General features: G+C 70.1%; 23 protein-coding genes and 2 pseudogenes. 14 read left to right on the top strand and 11 right to left on the bottom strand.

Going from position 1 to position 21,998, the window contains the following annotated elements; all coding sequences use genetic code 11:
* Positions 1–62: 62 nt before the first annotated feature.
* The 4 genes and pseudogenes from E1166_RS06105 to E1166_RS31840 all read left to right on the top strand — a co-directional run.
* Positions 63–1,001, top strand: a complete 939-nt coding sequence (locus tag E1166_RS06105) for an MBL fold metallo-hydrolase (RefSeq protein WP_243710209.1) — start codon at positions 63–65, stop codon at positions 999–1,001.
* Between the two features lie 100 nt (positions 1,002–1,101).
* Positions 1,102–1,551, top strand: a complete 450-nt coding sequence (locus E1166_RS06100; protein ID WP_132336551.1) for a nuclear transport factor 2 family protein — start codon at positions 1,102–1,104, stop codon at positions 1,549–1,551.
* A gap of 67 nt (positions 1,552–1,618) precedes the next feature.
* Positions 1,619–2,683, top strand: coding sequence for a glucose-1-phosphate thymidylyltransferase (locus E1166_RS06095; RefSeq protein WP_132336549.1), 1,065 nt, complete (start codon positions 1,619–1,621; stop codon positions 2,681–2,683).
* A 56-nt stretch (positions 2,684–2,739) separates the two neighbouring features.
* A pseudogene (locus E1166_RS31840) lies at positions 2,740–2,890 on the top strand (GDP-mannose 4,6-dehydratase); the annotation flags it as partial.
* A 157-nt stretch (positions 2,891–3,047) separates the two neighbouring features.
* Here E1166_RS31840 and rfbH read toward each other — a convergent pair.
* From rfbH to E1166_RS06065, 5 genes are read right to left on the bottom strand one after another with little or no spacing between them, the layout of a single operon-like run.
* A complete protein-coding gene (gene rfbH, locus E1166_RS06085; RefSeq protein WP_132336547.1) occupies positions 3,048–4,367 on the bottom strand; it encodes a lipopolysaccharide biosynthesis protein RfbH in 1,320 nt (439 codons plus the stop codon).
* A 60-nt stretch (positions 4,368–4,427) separates the two neighbouring features.
* Positions 4,428–5,420, bottom strand: coding sequence for a Gfo/Idh/MocA family oxidoreductase (locus E1166_RS06080; protein WP_132336545.1), 993 nt, complete (start codon positions 5,418–5,420; stop codon positions 4,428–4,430).
* Entirely contained in the window at positions 5,417–5,944 is a 528-nt protein-coding gene (locus tag E1166_RS06075) for a flavin reductase family protein (protein WP_243710207.1), read from the bottom strand. The genes E1166_RS06080 and E1166_RS06075 overlap by 4 nt, the downstream gene beginning before the upstream one ends.
* A 47-nt stretch (positions 5,945–5,991) precedes the next feature.
* On the bottom strand, positions 5,992–7,131 hold the full coding sequence (locus E1166_RS06070; RefSeq protein WP_132336541.1) for a DegT/DnrJ/EryC1/StrS family aminotransferase: 1,140 nt from the start codon (positions 7,129–7,131) through the stop codon (positions 5,992–5,994).
* A 15-nt stretch (positions 7,132–7,146) separates the two neighbouring features.
* Positions 7,147–7,734, bottom strand: coding sequence for a dTDP-4-dehydrorhamnose 3,5-epimerase family protein (locus tag E1166_RS06065; RefSeq protein WP_132336539.1), 588 nt, complete (start codon positions 7,732–7,734; stop codon positions 7,147–7,149).
* Positions 7,735–8,634: 900 nt separating this feature from the next.
* On the opposite strand from E1166_RS06065, the gene E1166_RS06060 reads away from it, so the two are divergent.
* From E1166_RS06060 to E1166_RS32645, 5 genes and pseudogenes are all read left to right on the top strand, one after another.
* The gene (locus E1166_RS06060) at positions 8,635–9,033 is read left to right on the top strand and encodes a helix-turn-helix domain-containing protein (protein WP_132270816.1); all 399 of its coding nucleotides are present in this window, start codon (positions 8,635–8,637) and stop codon (positions 9,031–9,033) included.
* Positions 9,034–9,381: 348 nt separating this feature from the next.
* Entirely contained in the window at positions 9,382–9,894 is a 513-nt protein-coding gene (locus E1166_RS06055; protein ID WP_132336537.1) for a hypothetical protein, read from the top strand.
* Between the two features lie 10 nt (positions 9,895–9,904).
* A complete protein-coding gene (locus E1166_RS06050; protein WP_132336535.1) occupies positions 9,905–10,900 on the top strand; it encodes an MAB_1171c family putative transporter in 996 nt (331 codons plus the stop codon).
* Positions 10,901–11,003: 103 nt separating this feature from the next.
* Positions 11,004–11,869, top strand: a pseudogene (locus E1166_RS32650) (ISAzo13 family transposase); the annotation flags it as partial.
* A gap of 67 nt (positions 11,870–11,936) precedes the next feature.
* Positions 11,937–12,635, top strand: coding sequence for a hypothetical protein (locus E1166_RS32645; protein WP_347813011.1), 699 nt, complete (start codon positions 11,937–11,939; stop codon positions 12,633–12,635).
* Between the two features lie 98 nt (positions 12,636–12,733).
* Here E1166_RS32645 and E1166_RS06040 read toward each other — a convergent pair whose 3' ends face one another.
* Positions 12,734–13,201, bottom strand: a complete 468-nt coding sequence (locus E1166_RS06040) for a hypothetical protein (RefSeq protein ID WP_165944256.1) — start codon at positions 13,199–13,201, stop codon at positions 12,734–12,736.
* 183 nt (positions 13,202–13,384) lie between these two features.
* Here E1166_RS06040 and E1166_RS06035 point away from each other — a divergent pair, with 183 nt between their 5' ends.
* From E1166_RS06035 to E1166_RS06020, 4 genes are all read left to right on the top strand, one after another.
* Positions 13,385–14,476 carry a S1 family peptidase gene (locus E1166_RS06035; RefSeq protein ID WP_132336531.1) on the top strand — a complete coding sequence of 364 codons (1,092 nt, stop codon included), beginning with the start codon at positions 13,385–13,387 and terminating at the stop codon, positions 14,474–14,476.
* A gap of 205 nt (positions 14,477–14,681) precedes the next feature.
* Positions 14,682–15,122, top strand: a complete 441-nt coding sequence (locus tag E1166_RS06030) for a cellulose binding domain-containing protein (protein WP_132336529.1) — start codon at positions 14,682–14,684, stop codon at positions 15,120–15,122.
* Positions 15,123–15,217: 95 nt separating this feature from the next.
* Complete coding sequence (locus tag E1166_RS06025; RefSeq protein ID WP_243710205.1) at positions 15,218–16,024, top strand: MerR family transcriptional regulator; 807 nt, start codon at positions 15,218–15,220, stop codon at positions 16,022–16,024.
* 3 nt (positions 16,025–16,027) lie between these two features.
* Positions 16,028–16,945 (top strand): hypothetical protein, encoded by a 918-nt coding sequence (locus E1166_RS06020; RefSeq protein ID WP_132336525.1) that lies wholly within the window; start codon positions 16,028–16,030, stop codon positions 16,943–16,945.
* 94 nt (positions 16,946–17,039) lie between these two features.
* On the opposite strand, the gene E1166_RS06015 is transcribed toward E1166_RS06020, so the two are convergent.
* From E1166_RS06015 to E1166_RS05995, 5 genes are all read right to left on the bottom strand, one after another.
* Entirely contained in the window at positions 17,040–17,453 is a 414-nt protein-coding gene (locus E1166_RS06015) for a hypothetical protein (protein WP_347813010.1), read from the bottom strand.
* Positions 17,443–17,637, bottom strand: a complete 195-nt coding sequence (locus E1166_RS06010) for a hypothetical protein (protein ID WP_132336523.1) — start codon at positions 17,635–17,637, stop codon at positions 17,443–17,445. Before E1166_RS06010 ends, E1166_RS06015 begins: the two co-directional genes overlap by 11 nt.
* A gap of 277 nt (positions 17,638–17,914) precedes the next feature.
* Positions 17,915–19,651, bottom strand: coding sequence for a multicopper oxidase family protein (locus E1166_RS06005; protein ID WP_132336521.1), 1,737 nt, complete (start codon positions 19,649–19,651; stop codon positions 17,915–17,917).
* Positions 19,648–20,100, bottom strand: coding sequence for a DUF6220 domain-containing protein (locus E1166_RS06000; protein WP_132336519.1), 453 nt, complete (start codon positions 20,098–20,100; stop codon positions 19,648–19,650). Before E1166_RS06000 ends, E1166_RS06005 begins: the two co-directional genes overlap by 4 nt.
* 9 nt (positions 20,101–20,109) lie before the next feature.
* On the bottom strand, positions 20,110–21,099 hold the full coding sequence (locus tag E1166_RS05995; RefSeq protein ID WP_132336517.1) for a carboxymuconolactone decarboxylase family protein: 990 nt from the start codon (positions 21,097–21,099) through the stop codon (positions 20,110–20,112).
* A gap of 142 nt (positions 21,100–21,241) precedes the next feature.
* Here E1166_RS05995 and E1166_RS05990 point away from each other — a divergent pair.
* Positions 21,242–21,998, top strand: a 757-nt coding sequence (locus E1166_RS05990) for a histidine kinase (RefSeq protein ID WP_132336608.1), incomplete at its 3' end; no start/stop codon positions are given.

The following is a 21,998-nucleotide window of genomic DNA, read 5'->3' as shown; positions in this document are numbered from 1 at the left end:
CAGCGGCCCACGGTCGACTGGCGATCGACCGGGCGTTTAGCGGTGCCGGCCACGCTGTCGTCATGACCTCCCAGCTCATGGCCTTCCCCGACGACCGGGACACGGCACCGTACCTGGACGAGATCGAAGACGGCGTGTACGCGTTCCTCCAACCCGACGGCGGCTGGTGCCTCAACAACGCGGGCGTCGTGGTCAACGGCGACGACGTCGTCGTGGTCGACACCGCGGCGACCGAGCGGCGAGCCGAGCTGTTCCGCGCGCTGATCGCCGAGGTGACCGACGTCGCACCGACCGTGGTCGTCAACACGCACTTCCACGGCGACCACACCTTCGGGAACTTCGTCTTCAGCCCGCCGGCGGCGGTGGTGGCGCACGAGGCGGCTCGCCGCGAGATGCTCGTCGCAGGGCTGGGTCTCCAGGGGCTGTGGCCAAACGTGCGATGGGGCGAGGTCACCCTCCGCCCGCCCACCGTCACCTACCGGGATCGGATGGACGTGTACGCCGGCGAGCTGCGGCTCGAACTGATCCATCCCGGTCCGGCGCACACGGTCACCGACACCGTCGTCTGGATACCCGACCGCTCGGTCGTCTTCGCCGGTGACATCGTGATGAGCGGCGTGACGCCGTTCTGCCTGATGGGCTCGATCGAAGGGTCGCTGCGGGCGATCGAGCGTCTGCGCGCCCTGCGCCCGAGTGTCGTCGTTCCCGGCCACGGCCCGGTCGGCGGACCGGAACTGTTCGACGAGGCGGAGGAGTACCTGCGCTGGATCAAGCGGCTGGCCCGAGCGGGCGTGGCGGCGGGCCGGAGCCCGCTGGAGACGGCGCGTGCGGCGGATCTCGGTGCGTTCGCCGCTTTCATCGACGCCGAACGAATCCTGCCCAACCTGCACCGGGCGTACGCGGAGGAGCGTGGCGCAGCTCCGGGTGCGGAACTGGACGTGCTCGCATGCTTCACCGAGATGGTCGAGTTCCACGGCCGACTGCCCACCTGCCATGCCTGAGCACCCGGTCGACTGGCGCTCAAGCCCGGCCTGAGCTGACCGGGCCACAGTGAATCTGCCATACGCGACAGCGGAACATGATGAGGAGAAGGGTGGGCACATGACCGCGCAGCCGCAGAGCGAGGTTCGCCTCGCTACGCCGACAACCGAGGAGTACATCGAGGTCCAGCAGTTCTACGCCCGACACATGGGGCTGCTCGACGACGGCCTGGCGGAGCAGTGGGCACAGACGTTCACCGAGGACGCGCGGTTTGAGGAGCCGAGCCGGATGGAGCCGTTGCACAGCCGGCACGAGATCCAGGTTTCGGCGCGGGCGCGGGCGGACCGGGTGGCCGCCTCCGGGGAGCAGTACCGGCACTGGGTCGGCATGCTTGACGTCGGCGCCCGGCCGGACGGCGCGCTGCAGGTCCGCTACTACGCGCTGGTGTTGGCCACCCCGCGCGACGGCAAGCCGCGCATCGTATCCAGTGTGGACTGTTGCGACCTCCTGGTCCGCGAGAACGGGCGGCTGCTGGTTCGGCACCGGCTGCTGCGGGTCGACGGTGCCTGAACGTCACCACAGGAGGACGCCATTTTCGCTTGACCGTCGCTCTACCGACAGCGCCGAGCATTCAGGCATGAAGGCCCTGGTTCTCTCCGGTGGCGCGGGGACGCGGTTGCGGCCCTTCACCTACACCACACCGAAGCAGCTGGTACCGGTTGCCAACAAACCGGTACTCAGCCACGTCCTGGAAAACATCCGTGACCTCGGCGTCCGTGAGGTCGGACTGGTCGTCGGCGACCGCGCCGCGCAGATCGAGCAGGCGATCCGCGACGGCTCGGAGTTCGGCCTACGCGTGACCTACATCTCCCAGCAGGCGCCGCTCGGGCTCGCGCACGCGGTGCTCCTCGCCGCGGACTTCCTGCGCGACGACGACTTCGTGATGTACCTCGGCGACAACGTGTTCGCCGAGGGTCTGCGCGCCGCCGCCGCGTCGTTCCACCAGCGGCGGCCGGACGCGCACCTCGTGGTCGCCAAGGTATCCGATCCCACCAGCTACGGCGTCGCGGAGGTGGGCCCGGACGGCACGGTGCAGGCGGTGGTGGAGAAGCCGGCGCAGCCGCGGAGCGATCTGGCGGTCACCGGAGCGTACTTCTTCACGCCGGCGATCCACCAGGCGGTGCGGATGATCGAGCCGAGCCGCCGGGGTGAACTGGAAATCACCGACGCGATCCAACACCTGATCGCCACCGGGCACCCGGTCACCGTCGACCGTTACAACGGCTACTGGAAGGACACCGGTCAGGTGGAGGACCTGCTCGAGTGCAACCGGGTGCTGCTGGACCGCCTGTCACCGGAGGTGGACGGGCAGGTCGATGACGCCACCCGGACCCACGGCTGCGTCGTGGTGCAGGAAGGTGCCCGGGTGACCAATTCGCACCTGATCGGCCCGGTGATCGTCGGTGCCGGCGCGATCGTACACAACAGTCGCGTGGGGCCGTACGTGGCGATCGGGCGGGAGTGCTTCATCGGCGACAGCACGGTGCAGGACTGCATCACCCTGGACGGCGCGGCCGTCCGTGGGGTGCACCAGCTCCGGCACTCTCTGATCGGCCGTCGTGCGGAGGTCCGCGCGGACCGCCGCACGACGCACCGCCGGCTCATCCTGGGAGACGATACCCAGGCGGAGGTTCCGGCATGAGCATCCTGGTCACCGCGTGACCGTCCTGGACAAGCTCAGCTAGGCCGGCAACCTGCGGTTCGATCGTTCAAGGTTCGTGGACCGAGGACGCCCCACTGCCGCCCGACTCCCTGTAACGCGGCGACGAAGGCCGGCGGGGACCTCGTCGCCCGGGCCTACCGGGGTGCTCACGGCCTTGACGTGTGGATCACCCGGTGCAGCAACAACGGCCGGCCCTCACCAACGATGGGAGGATCCGCCGGCATCTCGGCGGGCGGCCGCGCCGCGCGTTGTGCGAGGGGCTGACCCCATGCCATCGGGGCGGTCCGCACGCCGCTCCACGACAAGCGCGTGCGGGCCGCCCCGATCACGGTATGGGCCACCGTCACGACGATTTGAGGGCGTACTCCCGGATCGAGTCGGCGATGTAGCCGATCATGTCCTCGGACAGGCCGGGGTAGACGCCGACCCAGAACGTGTGTTCGGTGATGACGTCGCTGTTGGTCAGTGGACCGCTCACGCGGTGCGGGCGGTCCAGGTAAGCGGGGTGTCGCAGGAGGTTGCCGCCGAACAGGCGCCGGGTCGAAATGTGCCGGGCCTCCAGGAAATCGACCAGCCCACGGCGGGTGTAGGGGGCGTCCGGTAGCACCGTGATCACGAACCCGAACCAGCTCGGATCGCTCTCCGGCGTCGGCTCCGGCAGCAGCAGGCCGGGAACGTCAAGGAGCGCCTCGTGCAGGTGTCGCCAGTTGCGGCGCCGTGCCGCGCCGAAGTCCGGCAGCCGGCGCAGCTGGCTCAGCCCGAGCGCGGCCTGCAGATCGGTCGACTTCAGGTTGTAGCCCACGTGCGAGAACACGTACTTGTGGTCGTATCCGTGCGGCAGGTCGCCGAGCTGCTGGTCGAACCGCTTGAAGCAGCGGTTGTCCTCGCCGGGCTCGCACCAGCAGTCCCGACCCCAGTCCCGCAGCGACTCCACCACCCGGGCCAGCGCCAGATTGTCGGTCACGACGCAACCGCCCTCGCCCATGGTGATGTGGTGCGCCGGATAGAAGCTCACCGTGGCGAGGTCGCCGAACGAGCCGGTGGGGCGTCCCCGGTAGGTGGAGCCGAGCGCGTCGCAGTTGTCCTCGATGAGGAACAGGTTGTGCTCCTCGGCGATCTCAGCGACCTCGGCCACCGCGAACGGGTTGCCGAGGGTGTGCGCCATCATGACGGCCCGGGTACGGGGTCCGACGGCGGCGGCAACCCGTTCCGGCGTGGTGTTGTAGGTCATCAGATCCACGTCGACGAAGACCGGCACAAGCCCGTTCTGGATGATCGGGTTCACCGTGGTGGGGAAACCGGCCGCCACCGTGATCACCTCGTCGCCGGGGCGCAGCCGGTACTCCTCCAGCTGCGGCGAGGTCAGCGCGGTGAGGGCGAGCAGGTTCGCCGACGATCCGGAGTTCGTCAGGTGCGCCTTGCGTACCCCGAACAGCTTCGCGAACTCCCGCTCGAACGTCCGCGAGCTGACTCCGGCCGCGATGCGCAGGTCAAGGGCCGCCTCCACGAGCGCGACCCGGTCCGTCTCGTCCAGCACCGCGCCCGAGGCCAGCAGCGACGTGACGCCCGGGACGAACGTCGAATGGTCGACGGCTGCGTGGTACTCCCGGACCAGGTCCAGAATCCGCGCCTTGTGTTCCTTCGGTCTGGGGTCGGAGGTCATGTGCGTCGCCTTTCTCGTAAGCTGTGCCGCCGCGTGACAGACCGCCTGCGGCTGCCGCCGTCACCGCATGCGTGCGGCCGCGCGGATCGCGTCGACCAGGTCCGCCTGGCTGGTGATTGCTGTGTCAGGGCTGCGGAGACCATCGGCCACCGCTCGGGCGAATGCCGCCACCGCGGCGCGGTACTGGTCGTCGGGGGACAGGAGGTGGTCCTTGGACCCTTCTCGCCGATCGAGGCGGATGACCGGCCGATGGTCGGCGGGGGGTGTGAAGACATGCGTCACGGAGATCCGTCCGCGACTGCCGTGTAGCTCGTACGCCGAGGCGTACATGTGGTCCATGCCGAAGGTCACGTGCACGCTCACCTCGTTCGGCGCGGTGAGCAGGGCCGCCCCACCCACGTCGACCCCTCGATCATGATCTATCCGCAGGTGGGCCCCGACCGGCGTGAGGTCGGCGCCGAGGAAGAGCTGGGCCGCTCGTAACGGATAGCCCCCGACATCCAGCAGGGCGCCGCCGCCCAGCTCGGGGTCGTACCGGATGTCGCCGGGTGGGCGGGCCGGGATCGTGAACGTCGCCGAGAACGAGCGCAGCTCGCCGATCGCGCCCTCGGTGACCAGTCGCCGCACGGCCGCGTGCTGCCCATGGTGGACGAACATGTAGTTCTCCATGAGCACGAGGCCAGCCTTCTCGGCTGTCGCCACGAGATCTGCGGTGTCTGCCTGGCAGCTGGTCAGCGGCTTTTCGGCCAGCACGTGCTTGCCGGCGGCCAGCGCTCGACGGATCCACGTCGCGTGCAGGCCGGTGGGTACCGGGATGTAGACCGCGTCGATGTCAGCGCGGGCCAGCATCTGGTCGTACCCGGCTATGGGGACGCCTCCGAACCGCTCCGCCACGGCGGTCGCCTTGGCCATGGTCCGGCTGGCGACCGCGGTGAGCCGGACGCTGTCCAGCGCCGCCACGGCGGGCAGCACCCGGCGGAGCGCGATATCGGCGCAGCCCAGGAGGCCGAGCCGGACTGGGCGGTACGGTGCCGCCGTGCGGTGGCCGGTCATCTGCCCGTGACCCGGGTGAACGTGCGGTCAACGTAAACGAGCGGGGTACCGGGCTCGGTGTGTGCTCCGAGCACCTCGCCCACCACGATGCTGTGGTCGCCACCGGGGTACCGGTCGTACACCCGACACTCGAGGATCGACAACGCGTCGTCGAAGACCAGAAGGCCTGAAGGGGTGCGCCGGAATCCGCTGTCAGTGAACTTGTCCGGCCGCTTGCTCGCGAACCGCAGGGCGAGGGCGGCGTGTTGCGGACGCAGGATGTTCACCGCGAACCGTTCGCAGCGGGCGAAGGCCGGGTAGCAGTTCGCCGACGTGGCGACGCAGAACGACACCAGTGGCGGCCGTAGCGAGACCGAGCAGAAGGAGCTGGCGGTCAGCCCGTGTGGAAAGCCGAGGTCGTCAACTGTGCTCACAATGGTGACTCCGGTGGGAAAGCTGGCCATCGCGTCCCGGAACGCATCCAGGTCCAGCGGCGCCGCGAGGCGGTCCACCACGTCAGTGACACCGATTTTTTGCTCGGTCAACGGATGCTCCTTCCGCATGGGTCGGCTGACCCCTTGCCGGATCGTTCTCAGGCGGCGGCGCGTGACTCCATCGACTTGCGCAACTCGGCGACGACCTGCTCCACGTCGGCGTCGTCCAGCCCCTGGTGCAGGGGCAGGCAGAGTGTCTCGTCGGCCGCGCTCTCCGTGTGCGGCAGGACCGCGTCGGACTTGAAGGCAGGCACCTTGTGCAGCGGCGGGTATCGGAACGTGGTGTACACCCCGGAGCGGTACAGGTCCGCGGCCACCTGGTCCCGGATCGCCGCGTCCATCTGCACCCAGTAGAAGTAGTACGACGACTCGTGCCCGTCGGGCAGCGGAGGCGGTAGCCGCAGCGCCGGCGCATCGGCGAGCGCCGCATCGTAGTACTCGGTAATCGCCCGCCGGCGCGCGGCGAACTCGGGTAGGCGGCCGAGCTGCACCAATCCGATCGCGGCGGTCAGGTCGTTGCCGATGAGTCGCCGACCGTGTTCCCGCACATCCAGCTCCCACCAGCGTTGGGAAACCCGGGCGTTGGAGAAGCCCGCGGCCTGCTCGAGCCCGTGGTAGGCGAGCCTTCGGGCGCGCCGGGCGAGCTCGGCGTCGCGTACGTACAACATGCCGCCGTCGCCGGTCACCAGCACCTTCATCGCGTCGAAACTCCACACGCCCACGTCGCCGAACGTGCCGCAGGAACGGCCGTCAGCTCGGGACGCCACGGCACAGGCCGCGTCTTCCACCAGCGCGACGCCACGTTGCCGGCAGTGCTCGGCGATACCGGCGACCGCGCCGGGATGGCCGCCGTAGTGCAGAATGATCACGGCTTTGGTCCGCGCGGTGATCGCGTCCGCCACATGCCCCACATCCGGGTTGAGCCGATGCGGATCGACGTCGCAGAAGACCGGCACCGCGCCGCGGGCGGCCACCGCGTTGCCCGCGGCGATGAAGCTGACCGCCGGTAGGACCACCTCGTCGCCGGGGCCGATATCGAGCAGGTCCATGGCGAGGAACAGCCCAGCTGTGCACGAGTTGATGAACACGACGTGGTCCGGTGCCACGCCCAGGTGTGCGGCGAACGCCTCTTCGAACGCACGAGTCCGCGGCCCGTGGCCCAGCCAGTTGCTGGCGAAGACCTCCGCAACGGCTTGCAGTTCCGCCTCGCCGAGACTCGGCTGGAAGACGTTGATCATTTCTCCTCCGGACGATCAGCCTTCGTGCCGCGGCGTGGGGCTCCACCGGGGAAGAAACCCGAGGGCCAGCGCCTGGGCGAGCGTGGGAGCCGTCGCATCCTTTTCCGAGATCAACGGCGGTTCGGTCAGGTCCCAGGGCAGGGCCAGCTCGGGATCCAATGGATTGATCTCGAACTGCGTCCCGGGGACGTACGGCGTGGTGAGCACGTAGCAGATGCAGGTGTCGTCGGTCAGCGCCCGGAAGCCGTGCCCCATACCCTCGTCCACCAGGACGGCGGCGCCCGACTCGGCGGTCAGCACGGTGCGGACGTGCTGCGCGAAGGTGGGCGAACCGACTCGTAGGTCGACCACGATGTCGAGAAGAGCACCGCGGACACACGTCACGTACTTGGCCTGGCCTGGGGGATCGACGACACCGTGCAGGCCACGCAGGGTGTTGCGCCGGGACACCGAATAGTTGATCTGGGCGACGGGGAAGTCGCGCCCGGTCTCGTGCCGCAACGTGTCGAGGCGGAAATGTTCGTAGAAGGCGCCGCGCGGATCGTGCCACGGCTCGGGCGTCACCAGGAAGACCCCCGGTATGCCAAGGTCGCGGACCTTCACCGCCCCACCTGCCTCTCCGCTTTCCGACTCGAATGCTGGGGGCGGCGACTCGACGTTGATTGGAACCGCGCTCGAGTCCGGTCGGTGCCGCGGCAAGCTGGCCGGTCGGGCTCCAGCTGCCCGAAACCGTCGTGAGCAGGCTGGCGTGGACGTCTCCAGGCCCCGGCCGGTCGGATCGTGTCGACCGCCGCCGGCTCGTGCTCGCGGCCGAGACGCTGCGCCGGGGTGCCGGCGCTGGCGGTTTGCTTCGTCGCTTCGTCGCGTGAACGTCAGCGGCGGGCAGTCCGCCGGTCAACGCCGCCGAGCACGGTGCCGCACCCGGGCGAGCCCGCAGGATCGGTGGAGAGCCCGGGGCTGGTTTGCACCCCGTGTGTTGGCGGCCCGCGGCGACTCGGTCGGTCCGACGTTCCCGCCGAGCGCCCGGGTCGCGACCCGGGCGCTCGGCGGGAACAATGACGTGAGGGCTGCGGGGAGCGCCGGAGAATGCGCTGCCTGCGCGGACGGCGCGGGCGGGGTCGGTGCCCCCGGGGTGAGCTTGTGCCCCGGGGGCACCGCGCACCGAATCACGGCGGTGACGATATTTCCTAATGCGCAGGCCATGCCGACGCCTTACCCCTGCCGGCGATCCTCCCCCGCGCGTGGTGCGTGGACGAGGACCAGCCTTGCGCATCCCCCGTTTTCGTCTCCTGCCGCGATCGGTACCCCGCGCACGGCGGCAGTCCGGGCCGATATTGACGCCCAGGAAGACCTGTTGCGGAACTGAAGTTGTCCGCTACGGTGTCACTGCCAGCGTGGCCGGGCGTAGTCAGTCAATCACGCATTCACAACGGTCGCAACTATAGTTGTGAGTCGGCTTCGCCTCGCTGAGTCGCGCATCGAGGACGTCAGCTGGGGGTGGGGATGGCACGTTCGGGCACGTCGAGCGGATCGCCGTCCTTTTCAGAGCGGTTGGAGCGGTTGTTCGCGCAGCGCAGGAACCCGCGGACGAACGCGCCGTACACCCCGGACGAGGTCGCGCGAGCGACCAACCTGTCTGCCGGCTACATCCGGTATCTCCTCAGTGGCGCCCGGGACAACCCGACACTGGCGACCATCAGGCAGCTCGCGTGCTTTTTCCAGGTCGATCCGAACTACTTCTTCGGAGCTGACGAGGACGACCCGGACCTGGAGACGATCACGTGGGCCGCGCGCCGGCTACCGCCGGGCCTACCCCGGGCAGCGCTGCGCGAGATCGTGGAACAGGTGGTGCGACTGGAGGCGGACCGGCAGCAGGGCACCGCCGAGGGCTCAGCGAAGTAGGAGGAACGTGGGGAGCGGGACGAACACACCCACGACAGCGCCGACAGTCACCTGATGAGCGTCACCGCCAGGCCGAGCGCGACCATGGAAAGCGGCCGGGGCGGGGCCGTGGTCGGCACGTCCGACAGTCTCCCTCGGGGTGCGGGCGCTCCGCGATGCTCGCTGCCGAGGCAGACTGTGACGCAGCTCCCATGATCCCGGGCGAGGGCCGCGACGCCTATGTGGACTGCTCAGGCGCTCGTGGTGACGTCTCTTCCGCGGAATTCCCGCAGAGCAGGTCTTGCCGGTCTCCCTTGCCGGTGTTTGTCTGGCTATGCTGCGTAATTCGGCACGGGGGAGTGGCAGACGATGTGGCGCGAGAGGCGTCGGGTGCTTCATCTGTTGCGTCGGCTGGACATTGACCTGCCGGCACCGCTGACCGTCGATGCACTGGTGTCCGCGTTGGTGAGAGCTCGGGGTCGCCGGATCCAGCTCGCGGCCACGAGCACCGACGTGCAGGCGCCCTGCGGTTTGTGGATAGCGACGGCGGAGACGGATTACGTCCTCTACGGTGCGGACGCGTCGCCGGTGCTCCAGATCCAGACGATTCTGCACGAGCTGATGCACATCGGGCTGCGGCACGTGGGCGCGGGGATTGTCGACGTCGGGGAGGCGTTGCCCCGCGTCGGTGGGGTCGCGGCGACGGTGATGCGAGCCAGGGCCGTCGGTGCCTTCGCGGTCGAGCAGGAGCACGACGCCGAGTTGCTGGCGACGTACCTCGGTGCCCGGCTGACCGGTGGGGGCAGCGGGGTCTCCTTCGACGGGCTCGGCCGTGAGCGCGCCGCCGTCATGTACCGCATCGCCTCGACGTTGGCAGACTGAAGGTACGCCGATGGTGGTGACGGCGGGCCACGTCACGGCGGCGCTGGTCGCCACGGTGGCCCTGGTGATCAAGCTCGCGGCCTTGCGGCGAGATCCGTCGAACCGGAAGATTCAGGCCAGTGTCGCGATCTGCGCGGGGCTGGGGATCGCAGTCACCGCTGGTTGGGCTCCGGTGCACAGTTGGATCGACCGGGTGGCCGGGGCGCCGAACCTGGCCAAGGTGGTCGAACACGGTTACCTCGGTGTCACCGTGGTGGACATCCTGCGGATGTCCCACGCGTACGCCAGGTACGCCAGTGCCCGGTTGAGGATAACCCTGCGTCTGCTCAGTGCGGGAGCCGCGTTCGGCGCCGGATTCGTGGCGCACAAGGCGTTGTTCATCGCCCTGAGGTTGGCCGAGGTCGACCCGCCCTGGCCGGAGCCGGTGGTGACCCAGACACTGGTGAGCCTGTCGGTGGTGCTGATCTGTTCGAGCTTCGTGCTGGCCGCGCTGTGGAAGATGGTCGACGGGGTGCGGGCGTGGCCCCGCAGGAGCACCCTGTACCGGGATCTGCACCCCTTGTGGTACCTGCTGTACAGGGCGGTGCCGACGATCGCTCTCCATCGCCCGCGACACCCTCATCGCGATTCGTGGTGGGTGTGGGACGCCGGTCAGCAGCTGTATCGACGGTGCGTCGAATTCGGCGATGGGTTGCGGGAGCTGGGCCCGCGGGATCCGGAGGTGGCCAGCCAGGCGCGGCGGCGAGCGGTGGAGGCGGGTTGGGATGAGGCCCGTGCGAGCGCCGCCGGCGATGCCGCGGCGATCCTGGTCGCAGCACGCCGGTTCGCGTCGCGTCGTCCGGCGTCGGACGGGGGCGAGCCGGGCTTGGAGCCCCAGCCGTCGACAATGATCCAGGCCGATGTGGAGGCGGAGGCGCGGCGACTCGCGTTGATCTCGGTCGCGTTGTCGGCCGAGGTGGTGACGGGCGCCGTGGCGCAGTTCCTCGCCGCACAGGACCCCACGTAGGTGACGAACGTGTGGCCGCAGACGGTGGTGCAGACCTGCGTGATCCACCGGAGTCGTCAGGGCACAAGGTGTTGCTTACGAATACGGTTCTCGTTGAGCTGGTATGGCGGTTCTGAAAGGTGTTCAGGCTCAACTCGCGGCGAGGTTCGAGGTGTTGATGCCGCATCTGAACGAGCGGCAGCGTCGTCTGATGTTGGCGACGGAGGCGCGGCTGCTCGGGCATGGCGGCGTGCGGGTGGTCGCCGGTGTCGCTGGGGTCAGCGAGACCACGGTCCGCAAGGGCGTGTTCGAGTTGGAGGCTGGTGGGCAACCGCTGGCCGGTGGCCGAGTGCGCAGGCCAGGTGGAGGTCGTAAGAGTGCCAGTGAGCTGGATCCGGGACTGACACCGGCGCTGTTGGCGCTGGTCGAGCCGGATGAGCGGGGCGACCCGATGTCACCGCTGCGGTGGACGACGAAGTCGCTGCGGAACCTGGCCGGGGAGTTGACCCGGCAGGGACATCCTGTCTCGGCGATGACCGTGGGGAATCTGTTGAAGGATAACGGGTTCAGTCTGCAAGCCCAGGTGAAGACCCTCGAAGGCAAGCAGCATCGGGACCGCGATGTCCAGTTCCGGTATGTCAACGAGCAGGTCAAACAGCATCAGGCTGACGGCGAGCCGGTGATCAGCGTGGATGCGAAGAAGAAGGAAATGATCGGGCAGCTGCCGAACCCGGGCCGGCAGTGGCGGCCGAAGGGTGACCCTACGACTTGACCGCCGACAGTGGCTGGGTCAACGTCGGCGTCGACCACGACACCTCGGCGTTCGCGGTCGTCTCGATCGGCCGCTGGTGGCAGGCCAAGGGCCGATTCGACTACCCGAACGCGACCCGCTTGTTGATCACCGCGGACGCGGGCGGGTCCAACGGCTACCGCTACCGGGTCTGGAAAGCCGAACTGGCCCGCCTCGCCGCAGAGACCGGCCTATCGATCACCGTCTGCCACTTCCCGCCCGGCACCAGCAAATGGAACAAGATCGAGCACCGGTTGTTCTTCCCACATCACAATGAACTGGCGCGGCCGACCGCTGAGCAGCCACGACGTCGTCGTCGCGTGCATCGCGGCGACCACCACCCGCAGCGGGCTGCGGGTGCACGCCGAACTCGACCCCGGCACCTACCCGCTGGGCCTGGCCATCAGCAAATCCCAGCTCAAGGGCCTGCCGATCGAGCCACACGCCGAACGCGGCACCTGGAACTACACCGTCCATCCCAACGTTGGCGACGCACCCGCCCCGACCACCCGCGGGGACCTGGACCGACGCCAGGTCCTCGAGGTACTGGCCGAGCCCCGGCTGACCGGGATGAGCCACGAAGACCTGGCAGCCCTGGTCACCCGCCTCACACCGCAGTTAGCCGCGCTGCGCGAGGAACGGCTGCACCGCCTGCGCGGCGGACCACGCCGCAAGGCAACCGCAGATCACAAGCGTCCGCTGTTGTCACCGGCAGACAAGGTGCTGCTGACCGTGCTCTACCTGCGGCACGTGACCTCGCAGACCGCGCTGGCCGAAATGCTCGGGCTCAACCAGCGCACCCTCGGCACACCGATCAAGCAGGTCCGCCGACTTCTGCGCGACTCGTGCATCGGCCGCCGCTGCGGATGTTCTCTCCCGACTGCCGCACGCCGCCAGCCTATCCGATCCAGTCATCTTGATCGATGGGCAGCCGTTACCCCGGAATCAGGGATCCCATCCTCCTAGGATGGACAGGGGGTGTGCGACCCTCGCTCGGTAGGCGGCGCGGAGCACTCCACGAGAGTCGAGTCAGCAGGACGGTGCCGGGCGCCGTGGCCGCCGCCTCAGTCGACGCGCAGGCGTACCGGCTCGCCGGTCAGTTCCCGTTCGAGGTACGTGCGGGTGTCCCGGTGGGCGACCGTGACCAGGTAGACGTCCTGTCCCGTCGGTACGCCCGGAACGGAGAACGCAAACCGGCACGTGCCGTCGGTGAGCGCCTGCGGATCGGTCAGCCGCCCGGCGGCCAAGCCGGCTGTGGCTGTGATGAGCACCAGGGCGCCGTCGACGACGTCGGCATGGGTTCCGGTGCCGACGCAGCCGCCGCGGCCGTCCCTGCTGACGGACGCGCTGTCGCCGGGCACCACCACGCCTGAGACCACGAAGGTGCTGGTGACCGACGGGCGCGCGACGACGCGGGTGCGTGGTCCGTTGTTGTTGAGGAACATGCTGAGGGCGAGGCCGAGGCCGGCGACAGCGCCGACCCACATCCAGACCGAGCGCCGTGAGGGCGGCTCTGCGTGCAACGGCTGCATCAGATCTCCGTGGTCAGGCATGGGGGGCGCAGCCTACCGCCGAGGACCTCGCCCCGGTGGGGCCCGCTGCGTCCGGAGGGCGTGGTCGGGGGAGATTCACGTTCATGCCATCCCGTGTTCGCTGCGTTCGATGATCACAAGCCCCTAGCGTGGGACGTCCTGACACCTTCGGGGAGGCAGCACGTGAACACAATTCCCTCGCTGCGGCGCGCAGCAGCCGTCGCCACCACGGCCATCCTCGCCGTCGCCGGCCTGGCTGTCCCGTCGGCCGCCAGCGCCCGGCCGGCCGCCGACACCGGGTCCGCGCCCGTCGGCATCACGAGCCAGGCGGCAAAGGCCCTCGTGGAGCGCCTCGGCGCCGACCGTACCGGCGGCGCCTGGGTCGACGGCAGCGGCCGGATGGTCGTCGCGGTGACCGACGCCGCCGCCGAGAAGACCGTGGTCAGCGCGGGTGGGATCGCCCAGCGGGTCACCCGCAGTACGGCCGAGCTGAACGCCATCAACGCCACCCTGGGGACGCAGATCGCCACGCCCGGCGTGGCGTTCGGCGTGGACAGCATGAACAACAGGCTCTTCATCGACGCCGACACGACCGTCTCCGCCGAGGAGTACCAGCGGCTCGCGGACCTGGCCGCCTCCCACGGCGGTGCGGTGACGCTGCGGCGGATGCGCGGCGAACTCAAGCCGTTCATCCAGGGTGGGCGGTTCATTACGCCCAACCGTGGCTCCGAATACGGCTCGTGCTCGGTCGGCTTCAACGTCCGGAAGAAGGACAACCCCAACTCGCTGTACATGATCACGGCGGGTCACTGCACGGTGGGCGCGTCCGGCGTCAGCGACTGGTACGACGGCGTCGGCCAGTACGTCGGCTACGACGCCGGCGGCAACTTCCCGGGCAACGACTTCGGCCTCATCAAGCACAACAACGCGAACCTCAGCAAGCCGGGTAACGTGTGGATCAGCGAGGGCGTCGTCCGCGACATCACCCACTCCCGCGACGCCGGTCTGGGCGAGACCGTCTGCCACAGCGGCTGGAAGACCGGCTACCGCTGCGGTGAGGTGCTTGCCAGGAACACCACCGCCAACTATGCCGAGGGCCGGGTGACCGGGTTGGACTACACGAGCTTCTGTGCCGCCGGTGGCGACAGTGGCGGCTCGGTCTTCCACGGCGACGCGGCGCTCGGCCTCGTCTCCGGCGGAATCCCGGAGGACTGCCGCACCTACGTGCAGCCGCTCAACGAGGCCCTCGCCTGGTACGACGTCGAGGTTTACTAGTGGCTCGGCCCGCCTGACGGGCGGGCCGGCAGCAGAGCCGTCCAGGTGGCCGGCCCCGCAGCTCGCTCGGCTCACAGGAGCAGGGCTCGGGGTCGACCACCGGTCCATCCGGGAGATCCCGCACCCGTCGGCATTGAACGGCGACGGTGAATGCGTAACGATGGCATTGCACTCAGTCGATGAGGTGTGCCGTGGGGAGGGCAGTATGGGCCGCGGGACCAGGACGACAATCTCCAGTATCTGCGCGGCCGCTGTCGCGTCGGCGACGCTCGCCGGTGTCGCCGCCGTGCCCGCCGCCGCGGTGCCCGCCGCCAACGAGACGGCGGCCGCCTCGGTCGGGGCGTACTGCGACGTGGCGATGCACACCGTCGCCCAATGGTCTACCGGGTACGGCGTTCTTCTCGGCGTCCGGAACATCAGCGACGTGCCGGTACGGTGGCGTCGACTCGACCTGAGCTTTCCGGGTCCGATCTGGTCGGTGCAGGCGTGGAACGTCAGCTACACCCAGCACGGGCAGCAGATGACGTTCGTCCCGTCGTCCAGCGGCGTGCTTCAGCCCGGTCAGACGGTGACGATCGGCCTGATCTACGCGTCGGGGAGCATCAGTACGCCCCCACAGCCCGAGGTGACCTGCTCACCGGCCTGACGGCTCGGCCACCGTGCGACCTCGCCGGGTGTTCCGCTCGCCGTGCCGCCGCACGGGATTGACCTCGCCCAAGGGGCATGGTCCAGGCTGGGCTGGTGACCGATGCGGATGACATGTTGCCGGGCGAGTTCGGGGCCGCGACGCGCCTGTCGCCGAAGGCGCTGCGCCTGTACGCCGAGCAGGGGCTGCTGGTGCCCGCCGGCGTCGACCCGGTCACCGGGTACCGCCGCTATCACCGGGACCAGATCCCGCGCGGTCGGCTGATCGCCCGGCTGCGTACCTTGGGCCTGCCACTGGGCCGCATCGCCACGCTGCTCGCGCTCAGCCCGCAGGCTCGTCAGGCCGAGCTGCGGGCCTGGCTGGCCGCCCAGGAGATCCAGCTTCGCCGCCGGCGTGAGCTGATCGAGGTGCTCGACGCTGCGGCCAGCCCGGTCACCGCCGCCCCACGGTTGCGCACGCGACCTCAACGCAAGCTGTTGTGCCAGGAACGGCGCGTTCGCGTCGGCGAGCTGGATGCCTTCGTCGTCCAGGCGCAGGAGCGCATCCGCAGCCGGCTGCGGGCGGTCGGCCTGCCCGACGCCGGGCCGACGCTGGTGCACTTCCACGGCTTCGTGACCCACGACAGCGACGGACCCGTCGAGGTCGCGGTGCCGTTCAGCGGCTCCGTCGAACCCGTCGACGACCTGAGGGTACGGCTCTCGCCGGCCGGCACCGACGCCTACCTGCCGGTCGCCCAGGCCGACGCCGGGTTCCCCGACATCCTGCGCGCCTACGACGCGTTGGAGGCATGGATGGACGCGAACCGTTTGGTCTGCCTCGCCGGCCCGGTCGAGATTTGGCCGGGCAGCGACGGTGCCGTCCTCGACGTCACCTACCCCGTCTCGACCAGTGGAAGACAGTGAAACATGCACCCCTACATCGGCTCCGGGCCCTACTGCTACGCCAACTCGCTGGCGATGCTGCTCGGCCCGGACGCGCCGTCGCCGTCGGTGATCGAGGTACTGACGGGATCGCCTTTCGGATTCGAGCTGATCGCCAGCCGGTTGCCGTTCTTCGACCCGTACGGCTGGGATCCCGACCGAGGGCTCGACGACGCGCTCGACCTGCTGGGCTGGACCTGCCGCCGGGACGGCGCGGACGACGCCGACCAGGCGTTGGCGATGCTTCGCGAGGCGGTCGAGGTCGGCCCGGTCCTGGCCGGGCCGATGGAGATCGGCCTGCTGCGCCACCTGCCCGGGATGACCGGACCGATCGAGTCGGATCACTTCGTCGTCGTGCTGGAGGTCGACGAGGCGTTGGTCCGCTTCCACGACCCGCACGGCTGCCCCTACGCGACCCTGCCCATCCCGGACTTCCTGGCCGCGTGGCGCGCCGACACCATCGACTACCGGAGCACCCCGTACCCGATGCGCACCGGATTCCGCCGGGTCCGCGAGGTCACCGTCGAGGCGGCGCTACGCGCGGCCGTGCCCGGCGCGGTGGCCTGGCTGCGCGGACGCGCCGACGTCCCGGTGTCGGCCGGTACGATCGGCGGTGCCGCCGCCGTCCACCGGTTGGCCGACCAGGTCACCGACGGGCTGGATCCGGCGGTGCGCGATCACCTGGCCCATTTCGCGATCCGGGTCGGTGCCCGGCGGCTCGCTGACGCCGGCACCGCCCTTGCCGGCCTCGGTCACGACCGGGCCGCCGCCGTCGCCACCCGGCAGGCACGACTGGTCGGCAGCCTCCAGCACGACATCGTGAACGGCCATCCGGCATCCGCAGCCGACACGCTGCGACAGCTCGCGCCGACCTACGACGAGTTGGCCGCCGTACTCGGTTGACGCCGGTGGCGTCTGCTGGCGGCCTGGCCCGGCGCGGGCGGGCCGGGCAGCATGTCGGGCGTGCCGGCGGCGGCCGACACGCCCGACGGTGGTGTCAGCGGACGTGGATGTTGGGTTGCGGCGGGGTGCTCATGCCGTTGCCGATGAAGAAGCTGGGGTGCGGCGGTTGGTTGTAGGCGGTGTTCTGCCAGGCGACCGCGACCCGGTACTGGGCGTCGTGCATCAGGGTGTAGACCCGCCGGTCGGTTTGGACAGGGGTGGCGTAGATGCGCAGCGCGGCGTTGTCGTCGCGGGGCAGGATGATCTCCTCCCGCCAGTCGCCGAACAGGTCGCCGGAGAGCGACGGAGTGGACTTCGTGCCGTTGACCGAGTGTGCGCCGGAGGCCGTCAGCAGGCGGGTGTCGCCGCCGGTGCCGTACTTGTCGACGTGGTTGCCGTCGAGCAGTTCCCGCACCGGGTCGCCGTCCCACCAGGCCAGGAAGTTGTACGACGAGGGGTTACGGCCCACCGAGCTGCCGGTGGCGTCCGGAGTGGTTGGACTCGATGACACCGTCGCAGGTGGCCGGTGCGGTTTCCGCCCCGTAGCGGGTTGCCGCCGCGGAGGCCACCGTCGCCGTGACGACACCCGCGCCGGCAACCGTCGCCGCGGTTGCGGCGGCGAGCAGCGCGATGCGCTGTCTACGTGAAAGCATGATTGCGCTCCAAGGGACGTGATTCGGACCGGTTTCGGGGCCGGGGTGGTCGGCCGGATCCGCCCGGTTGGCCGGCACCGCCCGCCCATGACCCGTTGCCACCGCGTCCGACCTTCTGCCCGGAGGCAGGACGGCACCCAGCTGTCCAGCGGGGTCGGCGGGTTGCTCGTCACGTCGAGCCAGCGGTTGTCACTCGGTCCGCTCGCCGCGACGTGTATCACATATCTTGTCCCTGGGGTGAGCGACTGTAATCGATGTCTATCCATATAGCGGTGAATCACGAATACATCAGGTGCAGTGTCATCCCGGCGTCGACGTGCGCCAGGTTGTGGCAGTGGTTGGCCCACATTCCGGGGTTGTCGGCCCGAAACGCCACCTCCCAGACGTCGCCGGGGCGTACGTCGAACGAGTCGAGCCACAGGGGGCTTCCCGTCACCGACGTCCTGTTGCGGGACAACACCAGGACGTGATGCCCGTGCAGATGCCAGGGGTGTACCACCATCGATCGGTTCACGATCGTGAACCTGACGATGTCGCCGAGGCGGACGACCTGAGGCGGGATGTCCGGGTCGGTGGCGCCGTTGACGGTGTGGCCGTACCGCGGAAGCAGTCCGCGCAGGTCGAGCCCGCGGTCCAGGACGAGGGTGAAATCCCGGTCGAACCGGGACCACGGCACCGGAGCGCCGACGCCGTAACCGAGCGGATCCAGCACCGGCCATCTGTCGGTCGCCGCCGACACCGGTCCGGTCGAGTAGACCGCACGTCCGTCGACGAACAGCGCCACCGGTGTGGCGGGCGCGGTGAACACCAGATCGTAGCGTCCACCGGCCGGGATCAGTACGGCGGTGTCCACGACCGGGGTCGGTCCCTGCAGGTCGTATCCGTCGATCGCGACGACCCGGAACGCGGTCCCGGCCAGGGCGTACCGGTGGGTCGTGCTGTCGGTGTTGATCAGCCGCAGCCGCACAGGTTCTCCCACCTCGACCGGCTCCACTCTCGGCGTGGGCAGCGTCTGGCCGGCCAGCGTGTGTACCGGCACCGTGACGTCGACGCCGGTCACCGGCACCGGTCGCACCACCAGGACCCCGTAGAGTCCCTTCTGCACGCCGACGTCGGACACGGCGTGCGTGTGGTACCAGTACGTCCCGGCCTGGTCGGCGCGGAACCGGTAGACGAACTCCTGTCCGGGCAGCACCGCCGCCTGCGTCACGCCGGGCACCCCGTCCTGACTGTTCGGCACGTCGTACCCGTGCCAGTGCAGCGTGACGCCGCGCGCGATGTTCCGGTTCCGCAGCGTCACCTCCAGGACGTCGCCGACGGTGGCGGTCAACTCCGGCCCGGGAACCTGCTCGTTGAAGGCCCACGCCGCGACGTCGCGGCCGCTGACCCGGACCGTGGCGGTCCCGGCCGTCAGGGTGAACCGTCTGGTCGGTTCGCCCACGGTCCGCGCATCCCGATATTCGTGATCATGTGGCATGACCGGAGCCGATCCCGGGGCGGCCAGCCCGGTTCCGGTCACCAGCGACGCGACCGCCACTACGGCGACCGCCCGGGACACCATCGGAGACGGGCGGGTACCGAGGACGCGCCACGAGGCCACGGTCGCTGCGAGGATTCCGGCGACCGCGAGCAGTCCCACGCCCGCCGACGCCGGATAGCCGTGCAGGAGCGTCACCAGCAGGGCGCCGAGCCCGGCATACCCGGCGAAGAGCAGTGGCACCGCGGTGGACCGGATGTCGCCCGGGATCCGCAGCAGCCGTGTCCCCGCGACGAGCGTCCCGGCGAGCGACAGGGGAGCGGCGATGAGGGCCTTCTCCGCCACGAACCACCATCCGGCGCGGGCGAGCGCGGTGATCGTGATCGCCCGGGCGAACGTGGCGAGCAGCGCGACGGCGGCCAGTCCCAGCGCGAGCGGCCGGCGTCGGGCGGCCGACGCGGTGCCGGCGCCCAGCCACCCGGCGGCCGCGAGGACCGCGATCACCAGGTCGGCCGCGAGCAGCGAGCCGGTGTTCATACCAGCCCCCCTTCCCGGACGGTCACCGCAGTGGCGCCGGCCGGCGCCGGGCGGGCCAGCTTCCGCGCCTGCTGTTGGACGGCGACCACGACGTGCACCGCGATGATTCCGTTGAGCGCGTGCAGCCCGGCGGTGGTCAGGCCGAACGGGGTGCTGACGCCCGCGACGTCGGTGGACGCGTTCGCGAGCACGGCGGTGAGCGCCTGCACGACGACGAGTCCGAGCGGCAGGAACGCCAGTCCGACGAGCCGGCCCGGCGCCTTCGCCAGCCCGGCGCACAGGATGGTGAGCAGGGCGAGGACGGGGATGACAACCGTCCCGTTGACGCTGTGCAGGACATACGCGCCTTCACCGGCGGGTTTCGTGAACGCCCCCACGGCGGCGAGGACGAACTGCAGGGCGAACGCGACGAGCAGCAGGGTGCTGACGATGACGAATGCCTTGCGCATGGTGATCTCCTAGGCGTGCGCCGCGGACAGGGCCCGGGCGATGTGGTCGGTAGCGGTGATCGCGCCGTACGCGACGATGCGCACGAGGTCGGCGTCGTCCGGACAGGACAGCCGCCAGACCGCGACATCGGCCGGGGTGATCGCGGCGGGGGCGAATGCCGCCAGCAGCGCGATCCGTGTCCCGACCCGGTCCATGCCGGACAGGTCCAGGACAAGTTTGGAGGCCCACTCGGCGGGCCGGGCCGGATGTTGTCCGTCCTCCCAGCGCACCGTGGCCGCGACCGTCTGGCGCGCCACATCGCTCAGCAGGTCACCGCCCTGCGAAGCGGCGTTCCTCAGCGCCGCGTACGCGACGCCGACCGGGCTGTCCCCGGCCCACGCCGGTGGCGCCGTCGGGGCGGCGTCGAGCAGCGGGAGGCTGCGGCCCGGTTCCTTGCGCTCCCGGGCCATCCTGGCGTGGAAGCGGCCCCCGGCCGACCGCACCACCCGTGAGCGCTGCAGGCCGCCGGGCAGCAGATCCGGGTCGAGCAGTGCCGAGACGATCCGGTTGATGAAGTGGAGGGCGAGCAGGCTGCCGGTGATCTCAGGGCCGTACGGGCTGGTCCAGGCGGCGCTCCGGGGGGTGCGGCTGGCCTCGGCCCAGGCCGCGAGTTCGGCCTGCCTCGGATCCCGTGGCGCCCCGCCCCGGGCGATGACCTCGGCCAGCTCGTGCCCGCCGTGCGCGTGTAGCAGCATCACGTGTGCGTGGACGCAGAACCGGCAGCGGTTCGCCCGCGATACCACCGACGCGACGAGCTCGCGGTCGATCCGGGACACATCGCCGGCGAGCAGTGCCTCGCGCATCAGCGCCCAGGTGGCGGCCAGCACGTCGGGCGCCGGCGAGAGCGCTTGGAAGGTGGGGACCGGCCCGAGGAAGTCTTCCCGCAGCTGCTGGTAGACCTCCGCGGTCGGACCGGTCGCAGCCTCGACCGGAGCGGGGATGAAGAAGCGGTATGTCATGGGCTCGATGCTCGCCGCGGTGAGCCGGAAAAACGTCGTGCCGCCGCAGACACTTGCCCGGGCGGGATACCGCGTCCGCAGTACGCCTCGGCTACCGCAGGCGTGGGACGTCTCCCGGTGGCCGCCGGTCTACAGTTCGCTCATGCGCCGCGATCTGCCGTACGCCCTCAGCGGCCTCGTCCTCGGCGGCTTCCTGCTCGGTAACGCCGCGCTCGCGCCGGACGCCGCGCCGGTCCGGGCGATCGACGTGGCTCTGGTCCTGCTCATGGCGGCGGCTCTGGCGGCGTGCCGGCGACATCCGGTGGTGGCGTTGATCGCGGTGACCGCCGCCATGCTGGCCCTGCACGTGCGGGTGCACCCTGGGGCGTCCGCCGGGTTCCCCGTTCTGGGCGCGGTCTACGTCGCCGCCGGGCGGGGGCACCGATCGGCCGCCGCCCTGGCCAGCCTCGTCTTCCTCGGCGGATTCCTGGCCCGCGACATCGCCGTCGCGCCCGCCGGCCGGCCCGGCCAGCTGATCGTCGAGCGGACCGCCCTACTGCTGGGCTGGTTTGTGGCGGCCAACGTCGCCGGGCTCGTCGCGCGGCAACGCCGGGCGTACCTGGAACAGGTCGAGCAGCGGGCGATCGAGGCCGAACGTACCCGCGAGGAGATGGCGTTGCGCCGCGCCGGGGAGGAGCGGCTACGCATCGCCCGGGATCTGCACGACTCGCTGACCCACAGCATCTCGGTGATCAAGGTGCAGGCCGGGATCGCCGTGCACCTGGCCCGCAAGCACGGCGAGGAACCGTCGGCCGCGCTGCTGGCGATCCAGGAGGCCAGCAGCGCCGCGATGCGGGAACTGCGCGCGACGCTGGACGTCCTGCGCGCACCCTCTGGCGTGGACCGCGTCGGGCTGGGCC

Origin of the sequence: Micromonospora sp. KC213 (assembly GCF_004348325.1) — a bacterium.
In the GTDB taxonomy this organism is placed as follows: Bacteria; Actinomycetota; Actinomycetes; order Mycobacteriales; family Micromonosporaceae; genus Micromonospora.
Note: the sequence above shows the minus strand (reverse complement) of the source record. Positions and strands in the feature narration are given on the sequence as shown.

What these genes read in the sequence shown, in the direction of transcription:
- E1166_RS06105 (WP_243710209.1), top strand. Translation starts at nt 63, where the DNA reads ATGACCTCCCAGCTCATGGCCTTCCCCGACGACCGGGACACGGCACCG.
- E1166_RS06100 (WP_132336551.1), top strand. Translation starts at nt 1,102, where the DNA reads ATGACCGCGCAGCCGCAGAGCGAGGTTCGCCTCGCTACGCCGACAACC.
- E1166_RS06095 (WP_132336549.1), top strand. Translation starts at nt 1,619, where the DNA reads ATGAAGGCCCTGGTTCTCTCCGGTGGCGCGGGGACGCGGTTGCGGCCC.
- rfbH (WP_132336547.1), bottom strand. Translation starts at nt 4,367, where the DNA reads ATGACCTCCGACCCCAGACCGAAGGAACACAAGGCGCGGATTCTGGAC.
- E1166_RS06080 (WP_132336545.1), bottom strand. Translation starts at nt 5,420, where the DNA reads ATGACCGGCCACCGCACGGCGGCACCGTACCGCCCAGTCCGGCTCGGC.
- E1166_RS06070 (WP_132336541.1), bottom strand. Translation starts at nt 7,131, where the DNA reads ATGATCAACGTCTTCCAGCCGAGTCTCGGCGAGGCGGAACTGCAAGCC.
- E1166_RS06060 (WP_132270816.1), top strand. Translation starts at nt 8,635, where the DNA reads ATGGCACGTTCGGGCACGTCGAGCGGATCGCCGTCCTTTTCAGAGCGG.
- E1166_RS06055 (WP_132336537.1), top strand. Translation starts at nt 9,382, where the DNA reads ATGTGGCGCGAGAGGCGTCGGGTGCTTCATCTGTTGCGTCGGCTGGAC.
- E1166_RS06050 (WP_132336535.1), top strand. Translation starts at nt 9,905, where the DNA reads ATGGTGGTGACGGCGGGCCACGTCACGGCGGCGCTGGTCGCCACGGTG.
- E1166_RS06040 (WP_165944256.1), bottom strand. Translation starts at nt 13,201, where the DNA reads ATGCAGCCGTTGCACGCAGAGCCGCCCTCACGGCGCTCGGTCTGGATG.
- E1166_RS06030 (WP_132336529.1), top strand. Translation starts at nt 14,682, where the DNA reads ATGGGCCGCGGGACCAGGACGACAATCTCCAGTATCTGCGCGGCCGCT.
- E1166_RS06020 (WP_132336525.1), top strand. Translation starts at nt 16,028, where the DNA reads ATGCACCCCTACATCGGCTCCGGGCCCTACTGCTACGCCAACTCGCTG.
- E1166_RS06010 (WP_132336523.1), bottom strand. Translation starts at nt 17,637, where the DNA reads ATGCTTTCACGTAGACAGCGCATCGCGCTGCTCGCCGCCGCAACCGCG.
- E1166_RS06005 (WP_132336521.1), bottom strand. Translation starts at nt 19,651, where the DNA reads ATGAACACCGGCTCGCTGCTCGCGGCCGACCTGGTGATCGCGGTCCTC.
- E1166_RS06000 (WP_132336519.1), bottom strand. Translation starts at nt 20,100, where the DNA reads ATGCGCAAGGCATTCGTCATCGTCAGCACCCTGCTGCTCGTCGCGTTC.
- E1166_RS05995 (WP_132336517.1), bottom strand. Translation starts at nt 21,099, where the DNA reads ATGACATACCGCTTCTTCATCCCCGCTCCGGTCGAGGCTGCGACCGGT.